The organism is Lutimaribacter pacificus (genome assembly GCF_900142185.1).
Lineage (GTDB): Bacteria > Pseudomonadota > Alphaproteobacteria > Rhodobacterales > Rhodobacteraceae > Lutimaribacter > Lutimaribacter pacificus.
Map to the genome: position 1 here is coordinate 259,181 of NZ_FQZZ01000003.1, position 13,354 is coordinate 272,534.

The 13,354-nt window shown below is 68.6% G+C and carries 13 protein-coding genes and 1 tRNA gene; 9 read left to right on the forward strand and 5 right to left on the reverse strand.

The window, feature by feature from the left end:
- Nucleotides 1-44 precede the first annotated feature (44 nt).
- A complete protein-coding gene (hisF, locus tag F3H87_RS10060; protein ID WP_149788871.1) occupies nucleotides 45-809 on the forward strand; it encodes an imidazole glycerol phosphate synthase subunit HisF in 765 nt (254 codons plus the stop codon).
- On the forward strand, nucleotides 806-1,117 hold the full coding sequence (locus F3H87_RS10065; RefSeq protein ID WP_149788870.1) for a phosphoribosyl-ATP diphosphatase: 312 nt from the start codon (nucleotides 806-808) through the stop codon (nucleotides 1,115-1,117). Before hisF ends, F3H87_RS10065 begins: the two co-directional genes overlap by 4 nt.
- 82 nt (nucleotides 1,118-1,199) lie before the next feature.
- Here the strand turns inward: F3H87_RS10065 and F3H87_RS10070 are convergent, their stop codons facing one another.
- The 3 genes from F3H87_RS10070 to rlmB all read right to left on the reverse strand — a co-directional run bounded on the left by F3H87_RS10070 (nucleotide 1,200) and on the right by rlmB (nucleotide 3,042).
- The gene (locus F3H87_RS10070) at nucleotides 1,200-1,673 is read right to left on the reverse strand and encodes a CoA-binding protein (protein WP_149788869.1); all 474 of its coding nucleotides are present in this window, start codon (nucleotides 1,671-1,673) and stop codon (nucleotides 1,200-1,202) included.
- Nucleotides 1,674-1,868: 195 nt separating this feature from the next.
- A complete protein-coding gene (locus tag F3H87_RS10075) occupies nucleotides 1,869-2,201 on the reverse strand; it encodes a hypothetical protein (protein WP_149788868.1) in 333 nt (110 codons plus the stop codon).
- Nucleotides 2,202-2,262: 61 nt separating this feature from the next.
- Nucleotides 2,263-3,042: a 23S rRNA (guanosine(2251)-2'-O)-methyltransferase RlmB gene (gene rlmB / locus F3H87_RS10080; protein WP_149788867.1), complete on the reverse strand. Its 780-nt coding sequence runs from the start codon at nucleotides 3,040-3,042 to the stop codon at nucleotides 2,263-2,265.
- A 133-nt stretch (nucleotides 3,043-3,175) separates the two neighbouring features.
- Here rlmB and F3H87_RS10085 point away from each other — a divergent pair.
- From F3H87_RS10085 to F3H87_RS10100, 4 genes are all read left to right on the forward strand, one after another.
- A tRNA-Tyr gene (locus tag F3H87_RS10085) sits at nucleotides 3,176-3,259 on the forward strand.
- 144 nt (nucleotides 3,260-3,403) lie between these two features.
- The gene (locus tag F3H87_RS10090; protein WP_149788866.1) at nucleotides 3,404-4,408 is read left to right on the forward strand and encodes a hypothetical protein; all 1,005 of its coding nucleotides are present in this window, start codon (nucleotides 3,404-3,406) and stop codon (nucleotides 4,406-4,408) included.
- A 75-nt stretch (nucleotides 4,409-4,483) separates the two neighbouring features.
- Nucleotides 4,484-4,867 carry a VOC family protein gene (locus F3H87_RS10095; RefSeq protein WP_149788865.1) on the forward strand — a complete coding sequence of 128 codons (384 nt, stop codon included), beginning with the start codon at nucleotides 4,484-4,486 and terminating at the stop codon, nucleotides 4,865-4,867.
- Between the two features lie 154 nt (nucleotides 4,868-5,021).
- Nucleotides 5,022-6,314 (forward strand): O-acetylhomoserine aminocarboxypropyltransferase/cysteine synthase family protein, encoded by a 1,293-nt coding sequence (locus F3H87_RS10100; protein WP_149788864.1) that lies wholly within the window; start codon nucleotides 5,022-5,024, stop codon nucleotides 6,312-6,314.
- Between the two features lie 80 nt (nucleotides 6,315-6,394).
- Here the strand turns inward: F3H87_RS10100 and F3H87_RS10105 are convergent, their stop codons facing one another.
- Nucleotides 6,395-7,078 (reverse strand): SIMPL domain-containing protein, encoded by a 684-nt coding sequence (locus F3H87_RS10105; protein WP_149788863.1) that lies wholly within the window; start codon nucleotides 7,076-7,078, stop codon nucleotides 6,395-6,397.
- 164 nt (nucleotides 7,079-7,242) lie between these two features.
- On the opposite strand from F3H87_RS10105, the gene F3H87_RS10110 reads away from it, so the two are divergent.
- The 3 genes from F3H87_RS10110 (at nucleotide 7,243) to F3H87_RS10120 (ending at nucleotide 12,269) form a co-directional block, all read left to right on the forward strand.
- The gene (locus F3H87_RS10110) at nucleotides 7,243-9,711 is read left to right on the forward strand and encodes a hypothetical protein (RefSeq protein ID WP_149788862.1); all 2,469 of its coding nucleotides are present in this window, start codon (nucleotides 7,243-7,245) and stop codon (nucleotides 9,709-9,711) included.
- A 178-nt stretch (nucleotides 9,712-9,889) separates the two neighbouring features.
- Nucleotides 9,890-10,345 (forward strand): Lrp/AsnC family transcriptional regulator, encoded by a 456-nt coding sequence (locus F3H87_RS10115; RefSeq protein WP_149788861.1) that lies wholly within the window; start codon nucleotides 9,890-9,892, stop codon nucleotides 10,343-10,345.
- A gap of 22 nt (nucleotides 10,346-10,367) precedes the next feature.
- The gene (locus F3H87_RS10120; RefSeq protein ID WP_149788860.1) at nucleotides 10,368-12,269 is read left to right on the forward strand and encodes a monovalent cation:proton antiporter-2 (CPA2) family protein; all 1,902 of its coding nucleotides are present in this window, start codon (nucleotides 10,368-10,370) and stop codon (nucleotides 12,267-12,269) included.
- A 6-nt stretch (nucleotides 12,270-12,275) separates the two neighbouring features.
- On the opposite strand, the gene cobT is transcribed toward F3H87_RS10120, so the two are convergent.
- Nucleotides 12,276-13,286 (reverse strand): nicotinate-nucleotide--dimethylbenzimidazole phosphoribosyltransferase, encoded by a 1,011-nt coding sequence (cobT, locus tag F3H87_RS10125; RefSeq protein WP_149788859.1) that lies wholly within the window; start codon nucleotides 13,284-13,286, stop codon nucleotides 12,276-12,278.
- Nucleotides 13,287-13,354: the final 68 nt, after the last annotated feature.

Here is a 13,354-nt window from a genome sequence, read left to right on the forward strand (position 1 = left end):
CCCCCCCCCTTTCCCCCGGTCCCTAAACAGGCGATAACCGATCCATGCTGAAAACCCGCATCATCCCCTGTCTCGACGTGGCCGACGGCCGCGTGGTCAAGGGCGTCAATTTCGTCGATCTGCGCGATGCCGGCGACCCGGTGGAATCGGCGCGCGCCTATGACGCGGCCGGCGCGGACGAGCTGTGTTTCCTCGACATCCATGCCACCCACGAAAACCGCGGCGTGATGATGGACGTGGTCACCCGCACCGCCGAGCAATGCTATATCCCGCTGACCGTGGGCGGCGGCGTGCGCAGCGCGGCGGATGTGCGCAACCTGCTGCTGGCGGGCGCCGACAAGGTCAGCTTCAACTCGGCCGCCGTCGCCAACCCCGACGTGGTGGCCGAAGCCGCCGACCAGTTCGGCAGCCAGTGCATCGTCGTGGCCATCGACGCCAAGACCGTCGCCCCCGGCCGCTGGGAAATCTTCACCCATGGCGGGCGCAAGCCCACCGGCATCGACGCCGTCGAATTCGCCCGCCTGGTCGAGCAAAAGGGCGCGGGCGAGATCCTGCTGACCTCGATGGACCGTGACGGCACGCGCGCAGGCTTCAACCTGCCGCTGACCCGCGCCATCGCCGACGCGGTGGACGTGCCGGTGATCGCCTCGGGCGGGGTCGGCACGCTCGACCACCTGGTCGAAGGCGTGACCGAAGGCCATGCCAGCGCGGTCCTGGCCGCCTCGATCTTTCATTTCGGCGATTATTCCATCGCCGAGGCCAAGGCTTACATGGCCGCCGCCGGCATCCCGATGAGGTTGAACGGATGACGCTCGAGGAACTCGAACAGGTCGTCGCCACCCGCGCCGCCGCCAGCCCCGACGAAAGCTGGACCGCGAAGCTGCTGGCCAAGGGCCCCGAAAAGGCGGCCGAGAAATTCGGCGAAGAGGCCATAGAGGCGGTGATCGAAGCGGTCCGCAACGACCCCGACAGGCTCACCTCCGAGGCGGCCGATGTGCTGTTTCACCTGCTGGTCATGCTCCACGCCCGCGGCGTGCGCGTGGCCGATGTCATGGCCGAGCTCGACCGCCGCCAGGGCCAGTCCGGCCTTGCCGAAAAGGCCGCACGCAAACCCTGATCGCGGGCCCCTCTGTTTCCTCTCTCTGGAAATATCCGGGGGGTCCGGGGGGCAGCGCCCCCCGCAACAACGCCGCCAGGGCTCAGAGCTTCGAGGATATCACCCCGGTGGCGAACCCGCCCATGCGCAGCTCGCCGAACAGGCGCTGGTACTCGATCTTGGGGCAGCGATCCATGATCACGTCGACCCCGCGCGCACGGGCCATCGCGGCGGCCTCTTCGTTGACCACGCCGATCTGCATCCAGACGGTGCGCAGGCCGGGAAACGCCGCAAGCGCCTCTTCGACGATGGGCGGCACGTGTTCGGGGCGGCGGAAGATGTCGACCATGTCCACCTCTCCCTCGATCTCGGACAGGCTGGCCACCACGGTTTCGCCCAGCAGTTCCTTGCCGGCATGGCCGGGGTTCACCGGCACCACCTGGTAGCCCTTGAGCCTGAGGTAACGCGCCACGTAATAGCTGGGGCGCACCGGGTTCGGCGACACGCCGACCACGGCGATGCGCCGGGTACGCGACAGCACCCCGCGCAGGAAATCGTCTGTGTATGTTTCGCTCATGCCGGTCATTTTACCCTGCCGCGCGGAAAGAAAAAAGCGCCCAAGGAATGCCTTGGGCGCCAGTCACGGAACGAGGGACAGTGAAGAGGCCACAGGCGTTCCGGGCCTGCGCCTCTGACTAAGATGTAGGAAGCCATGCGTGGAAAGGAAGGGCGCCGCCTCAACATGTGATCACAAATTCGTGCCCCGCCAGGATCAGTCGAAGATATCCTCGACCACGTCCCAAAGCTCGCTCAGCATCTTGCGGCGCAGGGATTTGCGGCGCCTGCGCGGCTTGTCCGGCCGGTGCGGCGCGGCATCGCCCAGCGCGTGACGCCGCTCGGCCTGCCAGTCGACGCGCACCCTTTCGCGCGGCACCGGCGGCTTGCGGCCCGGGCGCCCCGCCCCGCGCGAGACCGGCATCATCTTCATCTCGTGCAGGGGTGCGCCGCACCTGCCGCAGCTCAGCTCGTGCCGGCCCCGGTCCAGCACCAGCGCGGCACGGGTGCCGCAATAGGAACAGGTGACGATCCTGGGGCTTTGGGGCATGGTCTCTCCTCGCGGTCCGACACTCACCTAGGCACGGCCACCGCGCGCGGCAAGCCCCGCCCTAGCGCGGCAGACTGGCGTAAAGCGCCACGGCGGCTGCGTTCGACACATTCAGCGATCCGAACGCGCCCGCAAAGTCGATGCGCACCAGCGCGTCGCAGGTTTCGCGCGTCTTCTGGCGCAGCCCCGGCCCCTCGGCCCCCAGCACCAGCGCCACGGGCCGGTCGCGCCGCTCCTCCAGCGCCTGCTCGATGCTCTGTTCCGCCTCGCCGGCAAGGCCCAGCACGATATAGCCCATGCGCTGCAACTCGGTCATGGCATCGGCCAGGTTGCGCACCCGCAGGTAGGGCTGACGCTCCAGCGCGCCGCTGGCGGTCTTGGCCAGCGCGCCGGTTTCGGGGGCGGAATGGTGGCGCGGGGCGATCACGGCTGCGGCACCGAACACCTCGGCCGAGCGCAGGATCGCACCCACGTTATGCGGATCGGTCACCCGGTCCAGCAGGATCACGCGCGGCACCCGGTCGGGGCTGCCCGCGCAGACATCACTGATGCGCCCCCAATCCAGCGGCTTCACCTCCAGCGCAGCACCCTGATGCACCGATTGCGGGTCGATGGGGGCGGCGAAGTTGCGCGGGTCGCTGACCTCGGGCGTGACGCCCGAGGCGGCGATGGCGTCGGCCAGCTTGTCGGCGGCGTTCTTCGTGACCACCAGCCGCAGCTTTTCGCGCGCCGGGTTCATCAGCGCATCGCGCACCGCGTGCAGACCGAAAAGCCACACGGTTTCCGCCGCCGAGGCGCGTTTCTGGCGCTCTTTCTCGACCACCCATTTCGGCTTTTTCATCGCATCCGTTCCCTTCGCCGCGCATCCCGCCCTACCTGCGCCAGCCGCGCGCGCATCGCAAGGGATTTTCCTGTTGACGCCTCCGGGCACCGCTTGTAATCACCCCCTCACGTTGACCGCCGCGCGGTCATCTGGGCGACGAGCTGCAAGGTGCGGCAGCGGACTGTAACTCCGCCGGGGAGACCCATGCCTGGTTCGATTCCAGGGTCGCCCACCATTTTCCCCTCCCCGATCCAGCCTTCCCTTGCAAGCGCGCATCGCCCGCGGCTTTTCCGCCGGAATCCCCCTCCCGGCCCCTTCCGGTCGCCCGGCTTTCCGCCCTATAGTGCCGCAAAACATCCGGGCCGGGGCAGTTCCGAACATGGGCAAGCGCAGCAAGACAAGCCAGGCGTTCAACATCGTGATCGTGGCGCAGGCCGGGCGGCTGCAATACGAGGCGGTGCTGTTTGCCGCCTCGCTGCGCGCCAACAGCCCCGGTTTCACCGGCCGCCTGCTGGTCGCGGTGCCGCAGCCGGGGCCGTTGTGGAATGGCGATCCGTCGGTCCGCGACGCCGAGGTGCTGGGCCTGCTGGCCGCCTTCGGGGCCGAGATCGTGCCCTTTGAAAACCGCCATTTCGGCCAGTCCTACCCCTATGGCAACAAGATCGAGGCGCTGGCCGCGATGCCCGGGGGGGAGCCCTTCGTCTTTTTCGACACCGACACGCTGATCCTTGACGACATCGGCCAGGTGCCCTTCGATTTCGACCGCCCCGGCGCCTCGCAGAGGGTCGAGGGCACCTGGCCGAAGATCGAACTTTACGGGCCCGGCTATACGCAGATCTGGAAATCGCTTTACGACAGGTTCGGGCTGGATTTCGAAACCACGCTGGATTTGTCGCAGCCCGACGAATACTGGCGGCGGTATCTCTATTTCAACGCCGGCTGGTTCTTTGGCCGCTGCCCGGTGGAATTCGGCGAACGCTTCACCGATTACGCCGTGACGATCCGCGACGACGCGCCGCCCGAACTGGTGTGCCAGTCGCTCGACCCGTGGCTGGACCAGGTGGCCTTGCCGCTGGTGATCCATGCGCTTGGCGGCGGGCGCGACACGATCCCGGAGGGGCTGCTGGACGGGTCGGTATCGTGCCATTATCGCCTCTTGCCGCTGCTTTACGCGCGCGAGGCGGATCGGGTCGTGGCGACGCTGGAAACCGTGGCCGCGCCCAACAAGGTCAAGAAGGTGATCAAGAAATACGACCCCGTGCGGCGGATGATCTACCAGGGCCGGGGCGAGAAGGTGCGCGCGCTGTTCGACCGCGACGCCCTGCCCCGCCGCGAACAGGCGATCCGCAACACGATCAAGAAAAACGGCTTCTGGATGCGCTGAAGGCTGGAAAGGCGCGTGACAGGGGATGCACCCGCGCCTAGGCTCGGGCCTGCTGTCAGAACCGGGGGCTCCGCGATGAAATTCCGCTACACCATCCTTTACGTCGATGACGTTGCCGCGACGCTCGATTTCTATACCCGCGCCTTCGGGCTGGAACGGGCGTTCCTGCACGAATCGGGCGATTACGGCGAGTTGGCCACTGGCGATACCAAACTGGCGTTCTCCTCGACCGCGCTGATGCGGCAACTGGGCAAATCCCCCGCCCCGGCCAACCCGAAGGCGCCGGTATTCGAGATCGCGCTGGAAACCGACGACGTGCGCGGCGCGCTGGATCGTGCGCTGGCCGCGGGGGCCACGCTGGTGCAGGACGCGCGGGACGAACCCTGGGGCCAGACTACATCCTATGTCAGCGATCCCAACGGGTATCTGGTGGAACTCTGCTCGCCGGTCGCGGGCTGAGCGCGAAGGGATTTCCGCAAACCGCGCGGTTTCGGGAACAAACCGCGCGCATGATCATCATGCGAAATACCACGATCCTTTCCGCGCGTGCGCGATTGTCGCAGCGCGGGCAATCGCGTAACCCTGTGCGCAACATTTCCGATGGGAGGATTCCATGACAGACGCACCGACCTATGGCTTCGACACGCTGGCCATCCACGCAGGCGCCCGCCCCGACCCGGCCACGGGCGCGCGGCAGACGCCGATCTACCAGACCACGGCCTATGTGTTCCGCGATGCCGATCACGCCGCCGCCCTCTTCAACCTGCAGGAGGTGGGATACATCTATTCCCGCCTGACCAACCCCACCGTGGCGGTGCTGCAGGAACGCGTGGCCACGCTGGAAGGCGGCGCAGGCGCAGTCTGCTGCTCGTCGGGGCACGCGGCGCAGATCATGGCGCTGTTCCCGCTGATGGGGCCGGGCCGGAACGTGGTGGTCTCGACCCGGCTTTACGGCGGTTCGATCACCCAGTTCAGCCAGACCATCAAGCGGTTCGGCTGGAACGCGAAATTCGTCGATTTCGACGATCTGGGCGCGGTCGAGGCCGCGATCGACGATGACACCCGCGCGGTGTTCTGCGAATCCATCGCCAATCCCGGCGGCTATATCACCGACCTGGACGCCATCGCGGCCATCGCCGACAAGGCGGGCCTGCCGCTGATCGTCGACAACACCAGCGCCACCCCCTACCTGTGCCGCCCGATCGAGCATGGCGCGACGCTGGTGGTGCATTCGATGACCAAGTTCCTGACCGGCAACGGCACCGTCACCGGCGGCGTAGTGGTGGATTCGGGCAAGTTCGACTGGTCCGCCAGCGACAAGTTCCCGTCGCTCAGCGCGCCGGAACCGGCCTATCACGGGCTGAAATTCCACGAAACCTTCGGCCCGCTGGCATTCACCTTCCACGGCATCGCCATCGGGCTGCGCGACCTCGGCATGACGCTGAACCCGCAGGCGGCGCATTACACGCTGATGGGGATCGAAACGCTGAGCCTGCGGATGGAACGCCACATCGAAAACGCCACGAAGATCGCCGAATGGCTGGAAGGCCACGACGCGGTCGAGGGCGTGACCTATGCCGGGCTGAAATCCTCGCCCTATAACGACCGGGTGGCGCGGATCTGCCCCAAGGGCGCGGGCGGGCTGTTCACCGTGGCGCTGAAGGGCGGCTATGACGCCTGCGTGACATTCGTCGACAGCCTGGAGCTGTTCAGCCACGTGGCGAACCTGGGCGATACGCGCAGCCTTGTCATCCACTCGGCCTCGACCACGCACCGCCAGCTGACCGAGGACCAGCAGGTTGCCGCGGGCGCCGCGCCCAACGTGGTGCGCATCTCGATCGGGATCGAGGATGCCGACGACCTGATCCGCGACCTGGACCAGGCACTGGCCAAGGCCGCCGGCTGACCGGGACCGGCCTGCGGGCAAAGCAAAAGGCGCACCGGACGGGTGCGCCTTTTTCGTTCATGAACAATGCGTTGCAGCGCCTAGTTCAACTCATACACCATCGAGACCGTGGCGCTCAGGCTGACCTCGCCCTCGGCGATGGGCACGGCGGCGACATCGGCGGCCATCCGCTCCATCATCACCGGGCGCGGCATTCCGCCGCCCGCCTCGCGGATATCGCGGACCTCGCCCAGCCCGACGCCTGCGGCCTCGGCCAGCAGTTCGGCCTTGCGCCGCGCATCGGCCACGGCGCGGCGGCGGGCCTCGTCCATCGCCTCCTCCCCGTCCTGCAGGGTGAAGGAAATACCGTCGATCCGGTTCGCGCCATCGCCGACCAGCGCCCCCAGAACCGCGCCGGTGCTGGGCAGGTCGCGCACCCGCACCAGGACCGAGTTCATCGCCTCGAACCCGACGACCCGGCGCGTCCGCGTGCCGCTGCTGTTCTCGTAAACCGGGTTCAGCGAAAGCTGGGTCGTCTGGATGTCGCGCGGCTCGATCCCCTGCCCGGCAAGCTGGGCCTGCATCCGCGTCATCGCCTCGGAGGCGCGCGACAGCGCGACCTCGGCCGACTTGTCCTGTTCCACCACGCCCACGCGGATCACCGCCATGTCGGGCGCGCGCGCCACCTCGCCGGTGCCGGTCACGGTCAGCACGCGCGCGGCATCCTCGGCCCATGCGGTGGCGGGTGCCAGCGTCAGAAGCGCGCAGATCAAGATATTTCTCATGGGAATCCCTCCGAAAACCTAATGGTTTACAGCCTGACGCCTCTGCGGGCGCGCGCAAGGGGGAACTGCGCCGATGCCTTCCCCTAGGCAACAAGCTGCTGTATCCTCCTCGCGTCCGAACGGGGGACTCCCCTGTCATGCCATGAGATGTTAAACGCCCGGCGATGAAACCGAATTTCGCCCTTGTCCTTTCATTCGACGGTATCCGCCTGCTGCATCGCGCGCCGGCGGGCTGGTTGCGCGTGGGCGCGGCGGCGCTGGACGCCCCCGATCTGACCGCCGAGCTGGAGGGGGTGCGGGGCAAGGCGCTGCGGCTCGATCCCGGCGGGATACGGGCCAAGCTGGTGATCCCGAACGAGCAGATCCGCTATCTCACCATCGAAACCGGGGACCTGGACGAGGGCGACATCCCTGCCCGGGTGCGCGATGCGCTGGATGGCGCGACGCCTTACGCGGTCGGGGACCTGGCCTTTGACTGGGCCCGCGACGGAGCACAGACCCATATCGCGGCGGTCGCGCGCGAAACGCTGGACGAGGCCGAGGATTTCGCCACCGAACATGCGTTCAACCCGGTCAGTTTCGTGGCAATCCCGCCCGAAGGCGCGTTTTCCGGCGAGCCGTTCTTTGGCCCCGCGCCCTCGTCGGCGGGCTGGCTGCCCGCGACCGAAAGCCTGACGCGCGATTTGCAACCGATCCGCGTGGTCGGCCGGGCCGAGGTGCCCGCCGCGCCGCCGCCGACCGCCCCGGAGCAGGATGAACCGGCGGAAAGCGCCCCGGTGGCCGAGGCCGAAGCGGATGTTCAGGAGGGTGCGCCCGACACCCCCGAAGCCGCATCGCAGGCAGCGGACGACGCGCCCGAAGCCGCGCCGTCAGACGCGGACACGCCCGAAACCGTGCCGGAGCCGGACGATACGCCCGAAACCGACGAGACCGGGGAGGAAGAGGCACCGCCGCTTGCCGTGCCGGTGGAAACACCGCCCGTCCCGGCCTTTTCGTCGATTCGCGCCGCGCGCGACGAGGTGCCGCCACCGCCACGGGTCAGCGCCACCGCCCCGGTGATCGAGCTTGAGGACGACTTGCCCGGGGCGCCACCGGTCACCGGCAAACCGGCGGCCGCGAAACCGGCGCGCGACGTGCATTTCACCGGCCCCGCCCGCCCCGACGGTGACGCAGGGCAGGACAGTGGCGGGTTCTTTTCGCGCCGTGGCGGCAGCGAGGCCCGCAAGGCGCCCGCCCCGCCCCGACCCGCGCCGATCCCCCCCGCGCCGCCCGACCTGAGCGCCAGCCTGCTGGCCACCGCGCCCGCCGCAGCCGATCCCGAGACCGAGCGCCAGCGCATGACGATCTTCGGCGCGCGCCAACCCGCCAGGCCCCGCGCGCAGGTGGGCGGCAAGCCGCGTTACCTTGGGCTGATCCTGACCGTGGCGTTGCTGCTGTTCCTTGCCGGTGTCGCGGCCTGGGCCTCGATCTTTTCCGACGAGGGGCTGTCGCGGCTGTGGGGGCCGGTCGAAACCGAGGTGGTGACCCTGCCCGACGAGGGCACGGCGCCCATAGATACGCTTGAAATCGAGGGCGACGAGGCGCTGAGCGGAGAGGACGAGATCGACCTGGCAGCGGTCGATCCAACGGCGCTGCCCGATACCCTGCTGCCCGAGGATACCCCCGAAACGCTGGCCCAGCCCGCCCCGCTGCCCGACCTGACCCCGGAAGAGGCCGCCGTGCGCTATGCCGCGACGGGCATCTGGCAGATGGCGCCCGAGCCGCCCGAAACGCCCGGTTTCACCCAGCTTGACGAGCTTTACACCGCCTCGATCGACCCGAAGGTCGATACCGGGGACGCGGTGGCGCTGCCGCCGGTGTCGGCGCTTCTGGGCGACGCCATGATGGAACCGCAGGCCTCGCCCGCGGCACCGGGAACCGCCTTCGACCTTGACGAGCGCGGGCTGGTGCGCGCCACGCCCGAGGGCGCGCTGACCCCCGACGGGATACCGGTCTATGCCGGTCGCCCGCCGCTGTTGCCCGCGCGGCTGCCCACCCGGTTCGAACAGACCCCGCAAGAAATCACCGAGGATCTGGCACGGCTGGCCGCGTTCCGCCCGCGCACGCGCCCCGGCGACCTTGTGCAGCAGAACGAACGCAGCAACCTGGGCGGGCTGACCCGCGACGAACTGGCCGAGATCCGCCCGCGCCTGCGCCCCGAGGCCGCCAAGGCCGAGGAAGAGGTCGACGAAACCGCGACCGCGCAGGCGGTTGGCGCCTCGCTCAAGCCGCGTGTCCGGCCGTCGAACATCGCCCAGATCGTGCAGCGCGCCGAAAGCATCGAGCGCACACAGCCCGTGCAGACCGCCGCCGTGGTGGCCCCGCGCACCGTCAGCCCCAGCGTCCCCTCCAGCGCCAGCGTCGCGCGCGAGGCCACGGTGCAGAACGCCATCCGGCTGAACCGCGTGAACCTGATCGGCGTCTACGGCAAACCTTCCAGCCGCCGCGCGCTGGTGCGGATGTCGAACGGGCGCTACGTCAAGGTGCAGGTGGGCGACCGGCTGGATGGCGGCCGCGTGCAGGCCATCGGCGAAAGCGAGCTGAGCTATGTCAAGAACGGCCGCGCCGTCACCCTGACCATGCCGCGGGGGTAAGGCGGCCCCGCGGGGCGCTTCGGCAACCGGCCCTGCATCGTCCTGCCACCCGCCACTGCCGCCCATTCTCGCGGCAGGACAGCACCATTCCGCGCATTTTAATCATTCCCGCGCCCCGCTCCCCCTCGACACGCGCGAAATTCACATTATTGTCGCAGAAAACGCGGAAAATACGCACATGATGGACGAAACCGATAAACGGCTGCTGGCGGCGCTGCAGGCCAATGCGCACCTGACCGCACAGGAGCTGGGCGAGATGCTGAACCTGTCCTCCAGCCAGGCCGGGCGCCGGCGGCAGCGGCTGGAGGCCGAGGGCTATATCCGGTGCTATTGCGCGCGGCTCGATCCCGGGCGGATCGGGCTTGCGGTGCAGGCCTTCGTGCAGGTGCAGCTGGGCCCCAACGCGGCCGAACAGTCGCACAGTTTCGCGCGGCTGATCGACACCAGCCCCGAGGTCACCTCGGCCTGGACGCTGACGGGGGATGCGGATTACCTGCTGCGCGTCTGGTGCGAGGACCTGGGCGCGCTGAACCGGCTGATTCACGACCGCCTGCTGCCGCATCCGGCGGTCGCGCGGGTGCAGAGCCAGATCGTCATGGACCAGTTCAAGCAGGACGCCCCCCTGCCCACCTGAGCGCGCGACAAAGGAGCGATACGTGCAAGAATTTCTGTTTCAGGCCTCGATCTACCTGCTGGCGGCGGTGATCGCGGTGCCATTGGCGGCACGGCTGGGGCTGGGTTCGGTGCTGGGTTACCTGACGGCGGGCATCGTGATCGGGCCGGTGCTGGGACTGACCGGCAGCGAAACGCAGGATGTCCAGCATTTCGCCGAATTCGGCGTGGTAATGATGCTGTTCATCATCGGGCTGGAGCTTGAGCCGCGCACGCTGTGGGACATGCGCCACCGGCTGATCGGGCTGGGCGGGCTGCAGATCGGGCTGACCACGCTGGCGGTGATGGCCGGGGCGCAATGGCTGGGGTTCTACTGGTCGGTGGCGCTGGCGATCGGGATGGTGGTGGCGCTGTCCTCGACCGCGATCGTGCTGCAGACGCTGTCGGAAAAGGGGCTGATCCAGACCGGCGGCGGGCGCTCGGCCTTTTCGGTGCTGCTGACGCAGGATATCGCGGTAATCCCGATGCTGGCGGTGCTGCCCCTGCTGGCGCTGCCGGGGGCGCTGCAGATTTCGCCGCAGGGCAACGTGATGCGCGCCGGCGACATGGAGCAGGCCGCGGACGAGGCCCATCACGCCATGTCGCTGGTCGAGGGGCTGCCGGCCTGGGGCGTGACGCTGGTCACGCTGGCCGTTGTCGTCGGCATCATTCTGGCGGGCATCTACCTGACGCGACCGATATTCGCCTTCATCCACCATGCCCGCCTGCGCGAGATGTATACCGCGCTGGCGCTGCTGATCGTGCTGGGCATCGCGCTGCTGATGCAGATGGTGGGCCTGTCGCCCGCGCTCGGCGCGTTCCTGGCCGGCGTGGTTCTGGCCAACAGCGAATTCCGGCACGAGCTTGAGGGCGATATCGAGCCCTTCAAGGGCCTGCTGCTGGGGCTGTTCTTCATCACCGTGGGGGCAGGCATCAATTTCGGCACGCTCTGGTCGGCCCCGGTAACGCTGATCGGGCTGACGCTGGCGCTGATCCTGGTCAAGGGCGCGATCCTTTATATGCTGGCGCTGGCCTTCCGGCTGCGGGGCCGCGACAAGTGGCTGTTCACGCTCAGCCTGGCGCAGGCGGGGGAATTCGGCTTTGTGCTGCTGTCCTTTTCGGTGCAGCAATCGGTGATCCCGCGCGATGTCGCCGACCGGCTGTTGCTGATCGTGGCGCTGTCGATGCTGATCACGCCCTTGCTGTTCATCCTTTACGAATGGCTGTCGCGCCACATGGGCGACGACGGCACCGCCCAGCCCGAGGACGAGATCGACGAACAGGGCCCGGTGATCATCGCCGGGATCGGACGGTTCGGGCAGATCGTCAACCGGCTGGTGCAGTCCAGCGGCTTCAGGACCGTGGTGCTGGATCACGACATGGAAACCATCCAGCTGATGCGCAAGTTCGGCTTCAAGGGGTTCTTCGGCGATCCGACGCGGCCCGAGCTTCTCCATGCCGCGGGGCTGGCCGAGGCCAAGGTGCTGGTGGCGGCGCTGGACGACCCGGCCGCGACGACGCGGCTGGTCGGCTATGCCCGGCGCGAACGGCCCGACCTGCACATCATCGCCCGCGCCCATGACCGCACCCATGTGTTCGAGCTGTACCAGGCCGGCGCCGACGACATCGTGCGCGAGATGTTCGACAGCTCCCTGCGCGCGGGCCGCTACGTGCTGGAGCATATCGGGCTGAGCGAGTATGAGGCCGCCGAGGCCGAGCGCGTGTTCTATCACCATGACCGCGAAACCGTGCGCGAACTGGCGCAACTGTGGGACCCGGACATTCCCGCCTCGCAGAACGAGCCCTATATCGCCCGCGCACGCGAGCTGGAGCGCGAGCTGGAGGCGGCACTGGCCCAGCTCGAGGTGCTGCGCGACAAGGCCGAGGGCGATCCGCCCCCCGGCTGAGCGGGGTCAGCCGTCGCTGACCCCGGCCTCGGCGAAGGTGGCCATGCCCGACTGGCAGGCCACCGCGCCCTTGACCACCCCGATCGCCAGCGCCGCGCCCGACCCTTCGCCAAGGCGCAGGCCCAGATGCAGCAGCGGCTCCTTGCCCAGATGGCCGAGCAGGCGGGGATGGCCCGGTTCGGCGCTGACATGGCCGGCAAGACAGTGATCCAGCGCGCCGGGCAGTTCGCTGTGCAGGCAGGCGGCGGCGGCAGTGCAGATGAACCCGTCAAGGATGACCGGGATGCGCAGGGTCCGCGCCCGCGCGATGGCCCCGGCCATCGCTGCCAGTTCGCGCCCGCCAAGGCAGCGCAGCGCCTCAAGCCCGGTGGCCCCGGCGTGGCGCGCCACGCCTGCGGCCACCACGCGGGTCTTTACGCCCAGCCCGGCATCGTCCACCCCGGTGCCGCGCCCGACCCAGTCCGCCGGATCGCCGCCGAACAGCGCATGCGCGACCGCCGCCGCCGAGGTGGTGTTGCCGATCCCCATTTCGCCCGTCACCAGCAGGTCGGATGCGGGATCGACCGCGTCCCACCCCGTCAGGAAGGCATGCAGGAACCCGGCCTCGTCCATCGCGGGGCCTTGGGTGAAATCCGCCGTGGGCGTGTCGAGATCCAGCGCATGAACATCCATCCGCGCGCCAAACAGCCGCGACAACTGGTTGATCGCCGCGCCGCCGGCCCGGAAGTTCAGCACCATCTGCGCCGTCACCTCGGCGGGAAAGGCGCTGACGCCCTGCGCCGTGACCCCGTGATTGCCCGCGAACACCACCACCTGCGGCGCGTCGGCATGGGGTTTGTCGGTGCCCTGCCAGCCGCCCATCCAGATCGCCAGATCCTCGAGCCGGCCCAGAGCGCCCGGCGGTTTCGTCAGCTGCCCGTTGCGCGCGCCCGCGGCGGCGATCGCGGCGCTGTCGGGGCCCGGCGCGGCGGCAAGCAGCGCGCGGATGTCGTTCAGGGTCTGGGGGCGGTCGGCCATGCGGGTTCCCTCGTTGATTGTTGCGTTGCCCCGGTGTTTAACCGCTGCACACATGCGCACAAGCGGAG